The organism is Diaminobutyricimonas sp. LJ205, assembly GCF_009755725.1.
Classification (GTDB): domain Bacteria; phylum Actinomycetota; class Actinomycetes; order Actinomycetales; family Microbacteriaceae; genus Ruicaihuangia.
The window spans coordinates 690384-708078 of the sequence record NZ_CP046619.1; the positions used below are offsets into that span (position 1 = coordinate 690384).

Below are 17695 nucleotides of genomic sequence, written 5' to 3' on the forward strand. Positions count from 1 at the left end.
ACGAGCAGAAAAGGGGCGGCATGACCAAGCGCGCAGTAGTCACAGGGGCGAGTTCGGGAATCGGGGCAGCCACGGTCCGACGATTGCGCGCCGACGGCTGGGATGTCGTGGGGGTCGCCCGGCGCACGGACCGACTCGAGGCGCTCGCCGCCGAGACCGGCGCCGAGATCTTCACCGCCGATGTCACCCGGCAGGCGGATGTCGACGCGCTCCGTGACTTTCTCGCTGATCGCCCACTCGATGCCCTGATCAACAACGCCGGCGGCGCATTCGGGCTGGCAAGCGTTGAGTCGAGCGATCCGGATGACTGGACGCGCATGTTCGATGTCAATGTCGTCGCCGTGAAGCGGGTCACCAGTGCGCTGTTGCCGGTGCTGCGTCGCGGAGCCGCAGCGCACGGCAACGCCGACATCGTCACCATCACCTCGATCGCAGCCCACGTCTCCTACGAGGGCGGTGCAGGCTACAACGCCGCCAAGGCGGGCGCCCACGCGCTCATGGAAGTGCTGCGCCTGGAGCTGGCCGGCGAGCCTCTGCGCGTGATCGAGATCGCCCCGGGAATGGTGAAGACCGACGAGTTCACGCTGGTGCGGTTCGGCGGTGACCACGCCAAAGCCGACGCCGTCTACGACGGTGTGCGAGACCCACTCAGCGCAGACGACATCGCCGACACGATCGCTCACGCGATCGGATTACCCGGCCATGTGAACCTCGACCTCATCAGCGTGAAGCCGGTGGCGCAGGCCGCGCCTCACAAGGTCATCAGGGGCCCGCTCACCCCCAAATGACCCGTTGTTTGGGGCGCGGCTGTACCGGCGACGGAACATGACCGTAACGCGGAGCCGCTACCGTAGAACGATGGCGAATGAAGAACGCGAAGTCCTCGGCTGGCTTGAATTCGGTGAGGCATCGCGGCACCTGGCGAGTGACGTGCTGCACTCAGGGTTCACTCCCGACGTCGTTATCGCCATCGCCCGGGGCGGGCTGCTGCTCGCCGGTTCGATCGCCTACGCGCTGGGCACCAAGAGCTGCGGTGCCCTGAACGTCGAGTTCTACACCGGTGTCGACGAACGCCTGCCTGAGCCGATCGTGTTGCCTCCAATGCTCGACGAGCCGTCGCTGGCGAACAAGAAGGTGCTGCTCGTCGACGACGTTTCCGACTCCGGCCGCACGCTCGCCATGGTCGTCCAGTTGCTCAGCGATTCCGGGGCGGACGTGCGCTCGGTCTGCCTGTACAGCAAGCCCGGCACCATGCAGGAGCCCGATTTCGTCTGGCGTCGGACGCCCCACTGGATTACTTTTCCGTGGAGCGCCCTGCCGCCGGTTACTCTCAGCGCATGAGTATTCACCTCCTCGGCGGCGGCTGGTCGCCGGACGATGATGGCGCCCTTTACCGTCCGTTCATCGAGGAGGCAACGGCCAGGGGCCGCCGGGTCGGCCGACGTGTCCCGCGCGTCGCCGCGGTCCTGGTGCGTGAGGATGCCGATGACCTCGAGGCCTTCGCCGATGGCTTTCTCGGCATGGTCGGCCGCGCCGCGCCGGTTGAACTGCTCCCGACCCGCCTGCTCGAGGGCGGCGTGCTGGAATCCGCGGTTCTCAGTGACATTGATGGGTTGCTCATCGCCGGTGGGCTGACGCCGGCCTACCTCGACGCCGTCACGCCCATCATCGATGAGATCCGGCTTCTCGTCTCGGACGGGCTGCCCTACCTCGGCTTCTCTGCGGGCGCAGCGATCGCTGCTGACCGTGCTGTGATCGGCGGGTGGCGTCTCGGCGAGATTCCGGTCTGCCCCCAGGAGGCCAGCGAGGACCTCGAGGACGTGACCGTCGCCGTGGGCCTCGGCCTGGTCGACCTGGCGGTTGACGTGCACGCGGCCCAGTGGGGCACGCTCGCCCGGTTGATCGCCGCAACGGAGGCAGGTCTCGTCGACGGCGGGGTCGCCATTGACGAGCACACCGCGCTCATCGTCGGCGAGGGCGCGCTGCGCGTGGAAGGCCGCGGCAGTGTCTGGCGGGTGAGCGACACCGATGACGGTGTGCTGGTCGGCACGCTCGGCCTATGACCGGCCAACTCGACACCGCGATTGACGCAGGCTGGGCGGACGTGCTCGCGCCGGTCGCCGATCGGATGCTCCGGATGGAGCACTTCCTGAGCGCCGAAGTCGAGGCCGGGCATGGCTACCTTCCTGCCCCGGAGAACGTGCTGCGGGCGTTCCGTATCCCGTTCGACGACGTTCGGGTGCTGATCGTCGGCCAGGATCCGTACCCCACTCCTGGGCATCCGATCGGCCTGCCATTCGCGGTCAGCCGCGACGTCAGCCCGCTGCCTCGCAGCCTCGTCAACATCTATCGGGAACTGCAGAACGACCTGGGCATCGTGCCGCCGGAGCACGGCGACCTTGGCGTCTGGACCGGTCGTGGCGTGATGCTGCTCAACCGGGTGCTCACCGTCCGCCCTGGTTACGCCGGTTCGCATCGCCGGCGCGGCTGGGAGCAGATCACCGAGCATGCCGTGCAGGCGCTCGCCGGTCGTGGTCGCCCGCTGGTCGCGATTCTGTGGGGCAAGGATGCGCAGGTGCTGCGACCGCTGCTGGGAGAGGTCCCCGTGATTGCCAGCGCCCACCCGAGCCCACTGTCCGCGCGCACCGGATTCTTCGGCTCGCGGCCGTTCAGTCGCGCCAACGAGGCCCTCCAAGCCCAGGGCGCGCCGCCCATTGATTGGTCACTGGACGACTGACCTGAAAGAGTAGGATCCATGCCTTCCGGAGTTTCCATCGAGTTCAAGGGCGTGTCGAAGCGGTTCGGTCAGGTAGACGCTGTCTCAGACCTCAGCTTCACCGTGCAGCCCGGCCGGGTCACCGGCTTCCTCGGCCCCAACGGTGCTGGCAAGACCACGACGATGCGCATGCTGCTCGGCCTGGTCCGCCCAACCGCCGGCACCGCGACCTTCGCCGGCACCGCCTACGCGAACCTCGACCGGCCTTTGGAAACCGTGGGCACCGCCCTGGAAGCCGCAAGCTTCCACCCCGGCCGCACGGCGCGCAACCACCTGGCCATCTACGCTCGCGCCGCCGGGATTCCGCGCACCCGGGTGGATGAGACGCTGGCGCTGGTCGGACTCGCTGACTTCGCGGACCGCCGAGTCGGTGGCTACTCGCTGGGCATGCGGCAGCGGCTCGGTCTCGCGTTCGCCCTGCTCGGCGACCCGGGAGTGCTCGTGCTCGACGAGCCGATCAACGGACTCGACCCCGAGGGCATCCGCTGGATCCGGGTGCTGCTGCGCCAGCTCGCCAGCGAGGGACGCACGGTGCTGGTGTCCTCGCACCTGCTCAGCGAGGTGCAGCAGACCGTCGACGAGGTGGTCATCATCGCCAAGGGCCGATTCGTCTACCAGGGCGCCCTCACCGAACTCGAGCGCGGGACCCGCGTGGTCACCGACGCCCTCGACCGCAAGGGACTTCGCGACGTCTTGGCTGCCGCGGGCGCCCAGGTCATCGACGGTGACAGCGGCTTGATTGTGAGTGGGCTGAGCGCAGCGGAGGTCGGCCTCGCGGCGCTCGGCGCGGGCATCGCGCTCACACTGTTGACACCGGAATCGGGAGGGCTCGAGAACATCTTCCTCGACCTCGTCGGAGAGGGGGCCGGGGCATGAGGCTCGTCGGCGCGGAGTTCGCGAAACTGTTCAGCACCCGCATGTGGTGGCTCCTGCTGATAGTCCTGGTCGGCTACGTCGCCTTTATTTCGGGACTGTTCGCCCTGTTGTTCGGTGCTCTGGCCGATCAACTCGGCCCGCAGGGCGGTACGCCCCCGGAGGGGATCGCAGACCTGAACCAGCTGGTCTACAGCTCAGCAACCTCGATCGGCTACGTCTTCCCGGTGCTGCTTGGCGCCCTGGCCGTGACCGCGGAGTTCCGGCACCAGACCCTCACTCCAACGTTCCTGGCCACCCCGCGTCGCGGACGCGTGCTGGCCGCGAAGATTGTCGCCCTGGCCGTCGCCGGAGCCGGCTTCGGCGTGGCCGCGTTCGCTGCCGCCATCGCGGTCGGTGCCCCGCTGCTGGGCATCGGCGATGTCGATCCCGCCGTCGACGAAACCGAGACCTGGCTGCTGGTGGCGCGCGGCATCCTGGCCATGGCGCTCTGGGGTGTGATCGGGGTGGGTCTCGGCGCGCTGGTGCCGAACCAGGTCGCGGTCATCGTGATCGTGCTTGCGTTCACCCAGTTCGTCGAACCGATCCTGCGCAGTGCGGCGGCGTTCTGGGACTGGGCTGCCCAGGTGGGCCAGTACCTTCCCGGCTCGGCGAGCGACGCGCTCGTCGGCTCGAGCTTCTTCGCAGCGCTCAGCACCGGCGGCCAGAATGTGCCCACCCTCGAGTGGTGGCAGGGCGGACTGGTGCTGGCCGGGATTGCCGTGGTCGCCACGCTGGTCGGACATGTGACAACGTGGAAGCGGGACGTCACCTGATTCGACTCAGGTGAGCACTCAGGAGATAAGCACTCAGGAGATAGGCGCTCAGGAGATAAGCACTGAGGAGGTCGGCAATGCTCGAAGAGGAATACCAGGAGCGCCGCGTGCTTCCACGCCACCTGCGGAAGCCCCCGGCATCCGAGGCGCCGTTCTCGTTTGAGTTGCGTGACGCGACCCTCGCCGACCTGCCCCACATCCGCGAGATCTACAACTATTACGTGGCCAATTCGACGGTCACCTTCGACGAGAGCCCGCAGACCCTGCGCGAGCTGAAGACGAAGTTCCTGACCGTCGAGAAGCTCGGCTTCCCGTTCCTGGTGGCCGAGTCGCCGAGCGGTCAGATCCTCGGCTTCGCCTACGTGTATCCATGGAAGGCGAAGGCGGCTTACCGCTACACCGTTGAGAACTCGATCTATCTCGGCGCAGCGTCAACCGGCAAGGGCCTCGGCAAGGCACTCATGGCAGAGCTTCTCGAGCGGTCGCGGGCCTGCGGCATCCGCGAGGTGGTGGCCGTGATCGCCGACAGGGGCGCGGATGCCTCGATCCGGATGCATGAGCAATTCGGTTTCAAACGAATCGGTCACCTGGGCAAGGTGGGCTACAAATTCGACCGTTGGCTCGGCACCGTGCTGTTGCAGAAGAGCCTCAAGTAGCGTCGGCTGCGCGCTGCGGAATCCGCCTGGGCGTCTCAGCGGTAGACGCTGCCCGCGACCTCGCCGACGATTGCCTGCGCCTCTTCATACGATTTCTGGCCGCCCGGGCTGGTGATCACCGAGATCCAGCTGTCTTCGCGCAGCACGTTCAGCACCGACGGGGCAATCTCGAGGTCGCCCTCCCGCCCGTAGACCATGGTGTCCTCGATGCGATCCTCGTTCAGGCCCTGGGCGGCGAACTCGTCGGTGATCCGAAGCCGGTTCGCGGGACTGACCGGGGCAACGGAAATAACGATCTGACGGGTCTGCATGCTCTCGCTGCCCCAGATGCAGCTGATGCCGCCCTCTGCCTCTTCAGGGGTGGCGTCGCTGAAGTAGCTGGTTCCGTACACGCCGCCGGGTCCGCCCAGCAAATCGAGCCGATCGTCGGCGAAGGCGTCCAGCCGCGATGGTGGCAGCATCTCGAGGCACGCGCGCGGCTGGTTGAACTCCAGCGGCTTCTCGGTCGGCTCGGCGACGGCCGTCGGCGTTTCACTGGGTTCGGCGGTCTCGGTCGGTTGCACCGGCGTCGGTTTCGGCTCAGTCGCGCAGCCGGAGATCACCAGGATCGCCAGAACAGCCACGGCAACCGCGCCTGTGCGCACGCTCCCTGAATTCACCGGCGACTCCCCTCCGATCTAAGACCGTATCAGTCTGGAATACCCGGTTCGGAATGGACGCCTGCCGGGGAGTGGCAGCGCGGGCATTCGTTGTCCATTCGTGACCTGATCAGCGGTTTCGTCCCGCCAGCTCGGCCTTGATCTGGGGTGCGACCTCTGTGCCGAACAGTTCGATGGAACGCATCACAAGCTCGTGCGGCACGCCCGACCAATCCATCTGCAGGCCGTGCCGGTCGTTGCCGAGAACCTGGTGCGTCTCGAGCATCCGATCGGCGACCTCGTTCGGGCTGCCGGCGAAGATCGCCCCGCCCGGCGAGGTCAACTCGTCGTAGGTGTCGCGAGTGGGGATGCTGAAGCCGCGCTCGGCAGAGATCTTCCGCATGTTCTCGATCCAGTATGGGTAGAAGGTCTCCTTCGCCTGGCCCGAATCGCTGCCCACGAACCCGGGCCCGGCGACCGCGGTTTTCAGCCGCACCGGGTCATGGCCGGCGCGTGCGGCCGAGCGGCGGTAGAGCTCGAACAGCGGAGCGAACCGGGCGGGGCGCCCGCCGATGATCGCGTAACTCACCGGCAGGCCCAGCTCGCCTGCGCGGGCGGATGACTCGGGGTTGCCACCTGTCGCGATCCAGATATCGAGCGAGCCGTTCGCCGGCCGCGGCAGGATCTCGGCATCCTGCAGCGCCGGACGGAACCGGCCCGACCAGGTGACCCGCTCGGAACGGTCGATCTGCAGCAGCAGGTCCAGTTTCTCGGCGAACAGTGCGTCGTAATCGCCGAGGTCCGCCCCAAACAACGGGAACGATTCAATGAACGAGCCGCGGCCGGCGACCAGCTCGGCGCGGCCACCGGAGATCAGGTCGATGCTCGCGAATTGCTGGTAGACGCGCACCGGGTCCTCGGTGCTGAGCACCGTGACCGCTGAGCCGAGCCGGATCTTGCTCGTGACGGCCGCCGCGGCAGCGAGGATCGTCGACGGCGAAGTGACGGCGTACTCGGGCCGGTGATGCTCACCGACTCCGAAGTAGTCCAGGCCGACCTGTTCCGCGAGCCGGATGCGCTCGAGCAGTTCGCTGATCGCCTGCGCGGGCGAGGTGCGTTCGCCGCTGGCCGGGTCGGTGCCCACGTCACCGAAGCTGTAGATTCCGAAGTCCATACGTAATCATACATTCCAGGGGCGCCGATAATTCCCCTTGGCAAGACCCGCCTCGATCTCGAACCGGTTGGTGAACGGGTTACGACCGGCCGCCGCGTAGAGCACGGCGAAGGCCAGGCCGTAGCGGCGCCACTGGTCGCGGTGCACCTTTTCATGCTCGAGCACTGCGGCGCTGGGGGAGCCGTGGGTGAGGAACACCCCGCCGATCGTGGTGCCACCGCGGCCGAACGCGAATCGGGGCATCCGCTCGGCGACGATCAGCTTGCCTCGGCGCCGCACCCGGCCAAGGCTGAGCGGCACCGCCCACAGCAGCGCACACAGCGTGGCGAACCAGTAGCCGAGCAGGGCGACCACCGGATTCAGCAGGAAAGCCCGCACGCCGGGTACTCGCCGGCCGCCGCGCACCACCGCCCGACTCACCCGTTCCAGGCGGGACACCGCGACAGGCCGCATCTTCGCACCCTATCCGGGCACGCCGTACGAATACAGTTACTGCATGCCAGCCGAAATCGGGCGGATCGCAATGGTGACCATGCACACTTCGCCCGCGGCGCGCCCCGGCACCGGCGACGCCGGCGGAATGAACGTCGTCGTGCTCGCGCTTGCACGCGAACTGGCCGGCCGTGGCATCGAAGTGGACCTGATCACCCGGGCGGAATCGAACCCGGAGCCGGTTGAACTCGGCCACCGCGTGCGTCTCATCCCGATCGAGGCTGGACCCAGGCAGCCGCTGCCGAAGTCGGAACTGGCCGTGATCGGCGACGAGTTCGGTGAGGGCGTCGCCGATGTGGCCCGACAGCGCAACTACGACGTGATCCACGCGCACTACTGGCTGAGCGGGCTGGCCACGCTGCCGGTCGCGATCGAACTCGGTGTGCCATTCGTGCAGAGCTTCCACACGCTCGCAGCGATGAAGAACAGCAGGCTCGCGCTCGATGACAGTCCCGAGCCGGAGCAACGCATGCGTGCCGAGGCATTCATCGCCGGCGAGGCGGATGCCGTCATCGCCGGGTCGTCCGCTGAGGTGCATGCGCTCATCGATCAGGTGAATGCGCCAGCCGACCGGCTGTGGGTCATCCCGCCGGGAGTCGACGCCCGCCTGTTCACTCCGCACCTGGCCGCGGCCGCGCCGGCCGTGCGGCGCTGGCTGGACATCGAGGGCGGACGACCGATCGTCGCAGTTGTCGGGCGGATCCAGCCACACAAGGGACAGGATCTCGCCCTGCACGTGCTCGCCGAACTGCGGGAGCAGTTCGGCTCCGCCCCGGCGCTGGTCATCGCCGGGGAGGCAACCCCGGGAGACGACGACTACCTGCACCGACTGCGTGAGCTCGCTGTCGAGCTGGAGGTGGCGCACGAGGTGCGCTTCGTCGGTGCGCTGGACCGCATCGAACTGGCCGAACTGTTCGCCGCGGCAGCCGTCACCCTGGTGCCCTCGCACACCGAAACCTTCGGCCTGGTTGCGCTGGAGTCGGCGGCCTGCGGCACCCCGGCGATCGGGTCGCGGTTGACCGGTCTCGCCGACTCGATTGCCGACGGCCGGTCCGGCCTGCTGATGGCATCGCGGAACCCGGCGGAGTGGGCGCGGGCGGTCGCCTCGCTGCTCGACGACTCGGACCGGCTGGCGACACTGTCGCGGGAAGCCCGGGCGCACGCGGAAACGTATTCGTGGGAGGCCGCGGCTGCGGCGCTCGTCAGCGTCTACGAATCCCTGTAGCAACTACCCCTCGTCGCGCCAGGTTTCCAGCAGGCGCAGCCAGATTTCGCTCACGGTCGGATAAGCCGGAACCGCGTGCCACAACCGCTCGATCGGCACCTCACCGACGACGGCGATCGTCGCGGCGTGCAAGAGTTCGCCGACGTCCTGCCCGACGAAGGTGGCCCCGAGCAGCACCTGCCGGTCGGTGTCGACGACCAGCCGCGCCTGCCCGGCGTAGTCCTTGGCGAGCAGCATGGCGCCCTGCACCTTACCGATGTCGTAGTCGACGACGCGGACGGTGTACCCGGCCTTGCGGGCGGCGGCCTCGGTCAGGCCGACGCTGGCCACCTCGGGTTCGGTGAAGGTCACCTGCGGCACGGCCTCGTGATCAGCGGTGGCGGCGTGCGCACCCCACGGGGCGACATCGAGCGAACGGCCTGTCGCGCGGGCGGCAATCGCGTCACCGGCGACCCTCGCCTGATATTTGCCCTGATGGGTGAGCAGCGCCCGATGGGTGACATCGCCGGCCGCATACAGCCAGTCCACGCCCTGCACGCGCAGGGTGTCGTCGCAACTCAGCCAATCGCCGTCGGTCAGGCCGACGCTCTCCAGCCCGAGGCCGCCGGTGCGCGGCACCCGTCCGGTGGCGACCAGCAGTTCCTTGGCGGTCACCTCGCCGCCATCCCAATGCACGGTGACACCGCCCCCGTTTCGGCTGACCCGGGTGGGTGTGGTGTTCAGATGGACGTCGGCGCCGGCATCCCGCAGCGCCGTCGCCACCGCGTCGCCCGCAAACGGTTCCATGCGAGCCAGCAACCCGCCCCGGGAGATGACGCTCACCTTGGTGCCGAACGACGCGAACGCCGTCGCCAGTTCGGCCGCGACAACACCGCCACCGATGATGGCGAGCGACTCGGGCGCCTCCTGCACGCTCGTCGCGTCGCTGCTAGTCCACGGCCGGGCGTCGGCGAGCCCCGGCACATCCGGCAGCAGACTGGCCGAGCCGGTGCACACGGCGACCGCGTGCCGGGCGGTCAGCACCTGCGAACCATCGCCGGTGTCGACCGTGACCTCGCGTTCGCCGGTGATCCTGGCCTGACCACGCAGCAGGTCGATGCCCGCCGACTTCAGCCAGTCGGCCTGTCCGTCGTCGTTCCAGTCGCCGGTGAACCAGTTGCGCCGCTTGAACACGGCGGCGGTGTCGACCCCGTTCGACAGCGACTCGCGGGCGCCGGGCACGCGGCGGGCCGCGGTCAGTGCCGCGCCGCTCCGCAGCAGCACCTTCGATGGCACGCACGCCCAGTAGGAGCAACTGCCACCGACCAGGTCTTGTTCGATGATCACCACCGAGAGTCCACCCTGCGTCGCCCGGTCGGCCACGTTCTCGCCGACTGCGCCGGCCCCGATCACAATGAGGTCGTAATCCGTCATTCGGCCACCGTACGCCGGGCACCCGGCCCCGCCCAGATCGCCTCTGGCGCAGGCTGAGGGCGGAGGACATCATTGAGCCATGGATCGCACCGAGGACGTGCGCTTGGCCGTCTATCGCACCTTCGCCCGCACCGGCCGCGCCCCGGAAACTGGGGAGCTGGCCGACCGGTTCGACATGCGCGAGGACGATGTGAAGGAGCGGCTGAAGATTCTGGCCGATGATCGCCACCTCGTGCTCGACGAGCGCGGCGACATCGTGATGGCGCATCCGTTCGCCAGCGTCAACCTGGGCTTCTCGGTGATGAGCGAGGCGACCCTGTGGTGGGGCGGCTGCGCGTGGGACTCCTTCGCGGTGCCGCATCTGGTTCCGGATGCCTCGCCCTGCCTGGTCGCGACGACCTGCCCCGCCTGCGGGCAGCCGCACGCCTTCGTCGTGCACCGAGACGAGCCGCCCGCGGGGGAGCAGGTAGCGCACTTTTTGGTGCCGGCCGCGCACATCTGGGATGACGTGGTGCACACCTGCCGGAACCAGCGCCTCTTCTGCTCCGACGAGTGCGTCGACGACTGGCTGCTCGCCTCGGGCAACGAGAGGGGCTACGTCATGTCGTTGGAGACCCTGTGGGAGTTGGCCAGCGAGTGGTACGCCGGGAGGCTCGACCGTGGCTACCAGCGTCGCGAGCCGGCCGCGGCCGCCGATTACTTCCGCTCGGTCGGCCTGCGTGGACCGTTTTGGGGCCTGGACTGACGCGGCCTGGACTGACGCTCGGTCAAGGGTTTGTGATGGTGCTCGTGTGCGGGGTGTTGTCCGCGGACGTGCCGACGTAGACGGTGTACTCGCCGGACACAGGCTGGAAGCTTCGAGCGCGGTAGTCCCAGACGGCGAACGGGTGGTGAGTGGCTGCCGGGTCGATCGTGATCGACACCGGGCGGGTCTCCCCGGCGTCGAGGAACACCTTCTGGAATCCAACGAGTCGCTTCGGCGGTTGACCGTCCGAGGGGAGGCCGAGGTAGACCTGCACCACCTCCGCGCCCGCAACAGCGCCGGTGTTGGTCACCGACGCGGTCACGGTGACGGGTGCGGTCACCCCGTCGGGTGCGTCGACCGCCACGTCGGCGAGCTCGAACGTGGTGTACGAGAGGCCGAACCCGAAACCGAACAGCGGCTCGATGCCCTGCGCCTGGAACCAGCGGTACCCCATCTCCAGTCCCTCGGAGTAGCGGATCACCGGGTAGCCGTCGCCCTCGTCCGTGCCTGGGTACCGTTCCGGGTTCTGCGCGAAGAGCGTGTCGTCTTCGGATCGCGGATAGCAGGTCGGCACCTTCCCGGAGGGATTGACGTTCCCGAAGAGCAGGTCGGCGACGACGTGTCCGTCTTCGGCGCCCTGGTTCCACACCTCAAGTACCGCCGGCGCCTGGTCGATCCACGGCATCAGCACGGGGTTGCTGTCTTTGAGCACCACGATCGTGGTGGGGTTGATGCCGAGCAGTTCGGTCAGCATCCGGTTCTGGTCGTGGACCATGTTCGCGTCCGGTTGGTCGGCGCCCTCGGTGGCCACCAGGCCCGCCATCAGCACCACCACGTCGGCCTCCGCGGCCGCCTGCCGGGCGGCATCCAGGTTGGAGAGGTCGTCGGCGACGGTGACCTTCATCACCCGCGCGGGCGAGCCGAGCTCGGTGAGCACATCCTGCATGCCGTCCAGCGGGGTGACGGTGTACAGCGGAGTCACCTTCGAAGAGCCGCCGCCGCCCAGGCAGGCTTCATCCACGAAGGTCGACTGGCCGATGATCACGATCGACCCGGCGCGCGGGTCCAGCGGCAGCAGGCCGTTGTCGTTCTTGAGCAGTACGGCCATCTGCGCGCCGATCGTCCGGGCGATCGCACCGTGCTTCGCAGCGTCGATCTGCCCTGGCGCATAGGGACGGTCGAACTGGCCGAAGCGGAACATCTGCGCATACCGGCGGATCAGGGCCCGATCGACGGTTTTGATCTCGAGGCTGGTGTCGTTCAGGGCGGCTTCGATATTGGCCTGGTTCAGCCACTTCGCGTCGGGCATCTCGTGGTCGAGGCCGGCGTTCAGCGACGGCGCGGCTGACCGGGTCGACCAGAAGTCCGACTGGATGTAGCCGTCGAAGCCCCACTCCGTGCGCAGGATGTCGGTCAGGATGTGCCGATACTCGGTGGCGTAGACGCCCCGTACCCGGTTGTACGCACTCATCACCGCAGCGAGGTCGGCGTCTTTGACGACCATCTCGAACGGCAACAGGTACAGCTCCCGCAGCACGTGCTCGTCGACCTCGACGCTGCTGCGGAACCGTTCATACTCCTGGTCGTTGACAACGTAGTGCTTGGCCATCGCGATCACATCGTGGGCCTGAATCGCCCGGGTCACCGCCACACCCATGACCCCGGTGAGGTACGGATCCTCGGAGAAGTACTCGAAGTTCCGGCCGGCGATGGTGGTGCGATGCAGGCACAGGCCGGGACCCTCCAGCACGTGCTGGCCCAGGGTCGCGGTCTCCGAGCCGATGATGTCGCCGTATGCGTGCGCCAGCTCGGGGTCGAACCCGGCGGCGACGCCAATGGTCATCGGCAGGGATGTGGCAGGCGGACTCGGAGTACCGTCTCCCATTCCGACGCCGACGGGACCATTGGTAATCCTGAACCGCGGGATGCCGAGCTCCTCGATCGCTGCCACGTGACGTTGCACCTGAATCTGCGCGGCAAGCTGCTCCATCGCCTCCGCGGATTCCGCTGCCTGCGCAGACAGTGCGTAGATGTCAATGGTCTCCATTGCGCCATGCAGCTGGGCGACCTTCTGTTCCAGCGTCATCGCCTGGACGAGCTTCTCGGCCCGATCCCGAGGTGACGACGCCGCATCCTGCCAGGGAAATGTTTCAGACACAGTGACTCTCCTTCACTCGATGCGATCGCGTCAGCGGTCGCAGCAATGGCGTCAATCCCTGCGGGTCAACGCTCCGATCAACCGCAGCAGGGTCGGCATGTCATCGGCGGACTGCTCGGCGGAGGCGGGCGCGAACGAGGCGATGCCGGCGCCGGCAACCTCGAACTTCGCGGTGAGTGCCCTGACCACCTCGAGCAGCGCGGAGGTCTGCATGCCGAACGGTTGCGGCGCGGTCAGCCCGGTGATCTCGCCGAGGTCGAGCACATCGAGGTCGATGTGGATGTACACGGAGGTGACATCCATCGCCGCCACCCGCTCGACGACCTGCTCGGCGACCAGCCCGTCCGCCGGGATCGTCGGCAGCGCGTGTGCGTCGATGAAGGCCGACTCTTCGGGGTCGATGTCGCGCACTCCGACCAGCGCCAGTCGTTCAACCGAGGCGGTCCGCTCAGGCAGCAGCTCTGCCGGTCCATCGCCGAGGAGGGTGCGCAGTACCATGCCGCCGAAGGCGCCACTCGGCGAGGACTCGGGGGTGTTCAAGTCGGGATGCGCGTCGAACCACAGGATCGCGGCATCCGGATGCCTGAGCAACGCATGGTCGATCGCTGCGAGTTCCACGCCGCAGTCACCGCCGATGGTGACCACGCTGCCGTCCGCGTCGGCGAGCACGCGGCGGTGCCGGTTGCGGATCTCGGTGAGGGAGCTGAGCCGGTGCACCCTGGTGCCGAGGGCGTCGCCGGCCTCGAGCGGCACGGGCACGGCATGCGTGCGGGTGGAGGGCAGATCGGCCCCGATTGCCTTCGCCCCATCGACGAGTCGCATCGCGCGCGCAGACCCCGAACCCTGCCATTGGGGCACTACGACGAACGAGGTCACCATGTCAGTTTCTCACTCCCTGGGACGGCTGAGCTGGCGCATGATCTTCTCGAGCGGCCCCGTACCGACCAGGACCCGCCATCCGCTGGCGAATACCAGCGACCCGACGATGAGTGCGATCAGCAGCGGCCAGCCCCGGTAGTCGATGACGATCGCGTCGCTGGCGGTCTCGACGAAGACGGCGATGGTGAGTGCGATGATCTGCCCCGTGTAGATGGTGAGCGGCATGGCGCCCGCAGCGGCGACCGGCCAGAGCACCGCCCGGAAGGCGGCACCGATGACACCGGCTCGCGGCGAGGTGACCAGCAGCAGCACCCCGAGCACGGTGAAGGCAAAGCCGCCCGAGCCAAGGATTTCGGCGAGTGTGCTGGAGTGGGCCTCGGCGGTGACATCGGGAAGGACTAGCGCCGACCCGTAGCCGAGAATCATGGCGACCAGGCCACCCGCGGTGAGGATCAGCTGGGTGCGCAGCCGGGTGAGGTCGCTGCGAGTGGCGATCAGCCCGGTGATCAACAGCGGCAGCCATACCAGCGCCGGGTAGTAGCCGGTGAGGAACCAATCCAACGGCCAGGGGTCCGTCAGCCGTTCCGAGGCGGAGGCCGCGAGCGGGGGAGCGATCAGCAGCAGCGCAGCGCCGGTGACGGCCAGCAGCAGCCGGTTCGCGAACAGCAGGGGGATCAGCAGCAGGAACATGATCCCGTAGTAGTCGAGGATGATCGCGATCCCGTGCGGGAACAGCCAGAGGAACAGCCCGAGTGTGATGAGCGCCACCGCCCGGATGGCGATGCTGACGCGGGCGTCGGGCCGCTCGAGGTGCGGCAGCGGGGAGGCGCCGCCGGTCATCAGGCCGAGCGAGACCCCGGCGAGGGAGGCGAACAGGATCGACGAGCGGCCGTCGACGAGCAATTCCGCCTCGTCGGGACGCGGGATGACGTGCGCGATCAGCATCCCGAGGATGGCGAGCCCGCGCGCCACGTCGACCGCGACGATGCGCCCGGTCAAGCGAGGGGGGACCGGCGCGAGCGCCGGCCTCCCCTCGCTCATCGCGGTCACTGCCCTGAGGTGATGGCGCCCGGCTGTGCGCCGGCCTTCAAGGCGACGAGGCGCGCCTCAATCTCGGCCTGCTTGCCGAGGTCTTCGAGGCTGGTGAACTGGGCGTCGAGGCTGGAGGCCGCGAGCTCCTGCGCGCCGAGCACCTTGGCCTCTTCACGGCGGATCTTCTCTTCGAACCGGCCGATTTCGCTGGTCGGGTCGAGGACGTCGATGCTCTTCACCGCGTCCATGACCTGGCTCTGCGCGGCCGCGGTCTTCGACCGGGCGACGAGCTCGTCACGCTTGGCGCGCAGTTCGTTCAGCTTGGTGCGCATGGTCTCGAGGCCACGCTTGAGCTGTTCGACCACCTGCGTCTGCGACGCGATCGTCGGCTCGGCGTTCTTCGCCTCGGTCTCGGACGCCAGCTGCTTGGAGAGCGCCACCTTGGCGAGGTTGTCGAACTTGTCGGCGTCGGCGGAGTCACCGGCCGCGCGCAGTTCGTCGGCCTTGGTGCTCGCGGCCAGGGCCTTGCGGCCCCAGTCTGCGGCGGCCTGGACGTCTTCGCGGTGGTCCTGCTCAAGCAGGCGCAGGTTGCCGATGGTCTGCGCCACGGCGCTCTCGGCCTCGGCGATGCTGTTGGTGAAGTCGCGCACCAACTGGTCCAGCATCAGCTGCGGGTCTTCGGCCTGGTCGATGAGCGAGTTGATGTTGGCGCGGACCAACTGGGAGATCCGTCCAAGGATCGACTGCTTTGCCATGGGTTGTGCCTTTCTGATCGTTGCTGGTGGATGGTTTGTGTCCCGTTGCCGGTGATGGTCTAGAAGCGTCCGCCTCGGCCGCCGCCGCGTGACGAGCCGCCGAAGCTGCGGCCGCCGCCGAAGCTGCCGCCGAAACCGCCGCGGGATCCGCCACCGCCGCCTCCGAAGCCGCCGAATCCGCCGCCGCCGAACCCGCCTGAGGAGCGGCCTCCGCCGCTCAGCATGCCGCCGATGATGCCGCCCAGAATGGCGCCGCCGATGTCGGTGCCCATTCCGCCGCCCATGCCGCCGAAGTTGCCCTGGCTGTACGGCCCGGCATCCGACTGTGCTGCCCGCAGCGCGTCCCGGGCCAGTGACTGCGCCCGCTGGGCGGAGGCCAGCGCGGTGAGCGGGTCGCTGCCGGCCGTCTCAACCGCATGCCGCAGGTAGCGCTCGGACTCGGCGGCCCGCGTTCGCGCCTCGGAGCCGACACCGCCGCGTCTCGTGGTGATGAAGTCGTTTGCCGCCGACAGGTCGCTGCGCGCGGCGGTGAGGGTGGCATCCAGCGCGGCGCGGGCGCGATCCAGCTGCGCCTGCCTGTCTCGTACGGCCGCCAGTTGTGCGTCGAGCGCCGCGTGTGCGCGTTCGATCGCGGCGAGGCTGGTCACCGGATCCCCGGGATCCGCCGTGTCCAGGACTGAGCGTGCGGCCGCGGCGGCTGCCGCGAGGGCGCCGGTGTCGACGCCCTGGCTGCCGCGCGCGGCATCCGCTGCCGCGACATCGGCGGTCAAATCGGCGACGGATGCCGAGAGCCTGGTCCGCGCCTCGGCAAGTTGCCCGGCGTGGGTGTCGATCGCGTCCAGCAGTTGGCGGGCCTGATCGACCGCGGCCTGCGCCGACCGCACATCAACGGCCGCCTCGCCCGCCCGTCCAGCGCCCAGACCGGCTCTGGCCTCGCCGAGCGCGGTGGCGACGAACGCCACCAGTCGCCGGGCCTGCTCGGGGTTGTCGCTGACCGGGGCGGTGGCATCCGCGCTGTATTCGCGCTGAGCGTCGGCCAGCCGGGCGTCGGCCTGTTCAAGTCGGGGTTCCAACGCGGCCCGAGCGGCGTCGATCTCGCCGATCAGTGCGGGCGCGTTCTGCTCAACCTCGCGCAGCTCATCGAAGGCGTCCGCCTGCTCGTCCAGTTGCGCGTCGGCAGCCTGACAGAGTTCAATGATCTGCTCGCGCCACGCCTGCGCCTGTTCCGGGCTGTCCGGTTCGTGGTCGTCGAGTTTCTGCCGCAGCGTGAAAGCGTGCCCTACTTTGTTCCTGGCCTCGCTCAGGGCGTTGCGGAACGGGGCCACCGCTTCTTCGCCGAACTGGGCAACGGCGAAGCCGAGTTCCTGCTCGCTGGTCTTCAGATAGTCGTCGAGTTCGACGAGCAAGCTGCCGGCACGCTGGTCGAGTTCCTCGACGCTTGCCTTCTGCGCCGCGATGCGGGTCCGCTCCTTGTTGCGTTTGCGAACCCGCAGCCAGATGAGCACGCCCACGATGACAAGGGCGATCACCCCGACGGCCAGCCAGGGGAAGCCGGGGCCGGTACGTGCTTCGCGCAGGCCATCGGCGTAGGCGACGATCGCGCCCGACCAGTCACTGGCTGACAAGGCGGGCAGCAGGTCTTCGTTCTCGATCTCAACCATCTGCTCGGTGCTGAGCGGGAACGCGGTGGATACGTCGACCTGATAGATCCGATCGGTCACCGCGATCGCGAGGAGCACGTCGTTGTCGCCGAGTTGGTTCAGTTGGGCGGTCTCAATCGCCCACTGCTGCCGGTCGGTCGGGTTGGTGAACTGATCGACCAGCACGACGTACAGTCCGAGGTCGGTGTCGGCCATCAGCCGGTCGATGGCGGTCAGCGCCTCAGAGCCATCTCCGAGCACATTCGCGGTGTCGAGGATGTACTCGCCCTCGAGTTCCGGCGGATCCGTGGCCTGGGCGGCCGCCGGCGCGCCGAGCAGGAATACCGCCGCGAGCAACACCGTCAGGGCCCGTTGAATTCGTCCCCGTCGTAGCCCAGGCTCGCGCATCCTCGGAGTCTAGCGA

General features: G+C 68.3%; 18 protein-coding genes. 9 read left to right on the plus strand and 9 right to left on the minus strand.

Translation table 11 applies throughout. The features are described 5' to 3' along the window. Positions 1 to 20 precede the first annotated feature (20 nt). The 7 genes from GO591_RS03345 to GO591_RS03375 all read left to right on the plus strand — a co-directional run bounded on the left by GO591_RS03345 (position 21) and on the right by GO591_RS03375 (position 5120). On the plus strand, positions 21 to 788 hold the full coding sequence (locus GO591_RS03345) for an SDR family oxidoreductase (RefSeq protein WP_157155515.1): 768 nt from the start codon (positions 21 to 23) through the stop codon (positions 786 to 788). 70 nt (positions 789 to 858) lie between these two features. Continuing rightward, a complete protein-coding gene (locus GO591_RS03350) occupies positions 859 to 1341 on the plus strand; it encodes a phosphoribosyltransferase (RefSeq protein WP_347877702.1) in 483 nt (160 codons plus the stop codon). After that, positions 1338 to 2063: a type 1 glutamine amidotransferase family protein gene (locus GO591_RS03355; protein WP_157155517.1), complete on the plus strand. Its 726-nt coding sequence runs from the start codon at positions 1338 to 1340 to the stop codon at positions 2061 to 2063. The genes GO591_RS03350 and GO591_RS03355 overlap by 4 nt, the downstream gene beginning before the upstream one ends. Beyond that, on the plus strand, positions 2060 to 2737 hold the full coding sequence (locus GO591_RS03360) for a uracil-DNA glycosylase (protein WP_157155518.1): 678 nt from the start codon (positions 2060 to 2062) through the stop codon (positions 2735 to 2737). Before GO591_RS03355 ends, GO591_RS03360 begins: the two co-directional genes overlap by 4 nt. An 18-nt stretch (positions 2738 to 2755) precedes the next feature. Next, complete coding sequence (locus GO591_RS03365) at positions 2756 to 3652, plus strand: ABC transporter ATP-binding protein (protein WP_157155519.1); 897 nt, start codon at positions 2756 to 2758, stop codon at positions 3650 to 3652. Continuing rightward, entirely contained in the window at positions 3649 to 4464 is an 816-nt protein-coding gene (locus tag GO591_RS03370) for an ABC transporter permease (protein ID WP_157155520.1), read from the plus strand. The genes GO591_RS03365 and GO591_RS03370 overlap by 4 nt, the downstream gene beginning before the upstream one ends. 77 nt (positions 4465 to 4541) lie before the next feature. Further along, positions 4542 to 5120: a GNAT family N-acetyltransferase gene (locus GO591_RS03375; protein ID WP_198295542.1), complete on the plus strand. Its 579-nt coding sequence runs from the start codon at positions 4542 to 4544 to the stop codon at positions 5118 to 5120. Positions 5121 to 5155: 35 nt separating this feature from the next. Here the strand turns inward: GO591_RS03375 and GO591_RS03380 are convergent, their stop codons facing one another. From GO591_RS03380 to GO591_RS03390, 3 genes are all read right to left on the minus strand, one after another. Then, positions 5156 to 5779 carry a hypothetical protein gene (locus GO591_RS03380; protein WP_157155521.1) on the minus strand — a complete coding sequence of 208 codons (624 nt, stop codon included), beginning with the start codon at positions 5777 to 5779 and terminating at the stop codon, positions 5156 to 5158. 109 nt (positions 5780 to 5888) lie between these two features. Continuing rightward, complete coding sequence (locus tag GO591_RS03385) at positions 5889 to 6932, minus strand: LLM class flavin-dependent oxidoreductase (protein ID WP_157155522.1); 1044 nt, start codon at positions 6930 to 6932, stop codon at positions 5889 to 5891. A gap of 6 nt (positions 6933 to 6938) precedes the next feature. Beyond that, positions 6939 to 7385, minus strand: coding sequence for a hypothetical protein (locus GO591_RS03390; protein ID WP_198295543.1), 447 nt, complete (start codon positions 7383 to 7385; stop codon positions 6939 to 6941). Positions 7386 to 7428: 43 nt separating this feature from the next. On the opposite strand from GO591_RS03390, the gene GO591_RS03395 reads away from it, so the two are divergent. After that, the gene (locus tag GO591_RS03395; RefSeq protein ID WP_157155523.1) at positions 7429 to 8649 is read left to right on the plus strand and encodes a glycosyltransferase; all 1221 of its coding nucleotides are present in this window, start codon (positions 7429 to 7431) and stop codon (positions 8647 to 8649) included. A 3-nt stretch (positions 8650 to 8652) separates the two neighbouring features. Here the strand turns inward: GO591_RS03395 and GO591_RS03400 are convergent, their stop codons facing one another. Further along, on the minus strand, positions 8653 to 10062 hold the full coding sequence (locus tag GO591_RS03400) for a dihydrolipoyl dehydrogenase family protein (RefSeq protein ID WP_157155524.1): 1410 nt from the start codon (positions 10060 to 10062) through the stop codon (positions 8653 to 8655). A 79-nt stretch (positions 10063 to 10141) separates the two neighbouring features. On the opposite strand from GO591_RS03400, the gene merB reads away from it, so the two are divergent. After that, positions 10142 to 10807 (plus strand): organomercurial lyase, encoded by a 666-nt coding sequence (gene merB / locus GO591_RS03405; protein WP_157155525.1) that lies wholly within the window; start codon positions 10142 to 10144, stop codon positions 10805 to 10807. A 22-nt stretch (positions 10808 to 10829) separates the two neighbouring features. Here merB and GO591_RS03410 read toward each other — a convergent pair whose 3' ends face one another. From GO591_RS03410 to GO591_RS03430, 5 genes are read right to left on the minus strand one after another with little or no spacing between them, the layout of a single operon-like run. Then, the gene (locus GO591_RS03410) at positions 10830 to 12965 is read right to left on the minus strand and encodes a beta-glucosidase family protein (protein WP_198295544.1); all 2136 of its coding nucleotides are present in this window, start codon (positions 12963 to 12965) and stop codon (positions 10830 to 10832) included. A 51-nt stretch (positions 12966 to 13016) separates the two neighbouring features. After that, complete coding sequence (locus tag GO591_RS03415; RefSeq protein ID WP_157155526.1) at positions 13017 to 13844, minus strand: arginase family protein; 828 nt, start codon at positions 13842 to 13844, stop codon at positions 13017 to 13019. A 9-nt stretch (positions 13845 to 13853) separates the two neighbouring features. Beyond that, positions 13854 to 14843 (minus strand): DUF418 domain-containing protein, encoded by a 990-nt coding sequence (locus GO591_RS03420; RefSeq protein ID WP_157155527.1) that lies wholly within the window; start codon positions 14841 to 14843, stop codon positions 13854 to 13856. Positions 14844 to 14890: 47 nt separating this feature from the next. Next, positions 14891 to 15631: a PspA/IM30 family protein gene (locus GO591_RS03425; RefSeq protein WP_157155528.1), complete on the minus strand. Its 741-nt coding sequence runs from the start codon at positions 15629 to 15631 to the stop codon at positions 14891 to 14893. Positions 15632 to 15690: 59 nt separating this feature from the next. Then, positions 15691 to 17679 (minus strand): TPM domain-containing protein, encoded by a 1989-nt coding sequence (locus tag GO591_RS03430; RefSeq protein ID WP_157155529.1) that lies wholly within the window; start codon positions 17677 to 17679, stop codon positions 15691 to 15693. Positions 17680 to 17695 lie beyond the last annotated feature (16 nt).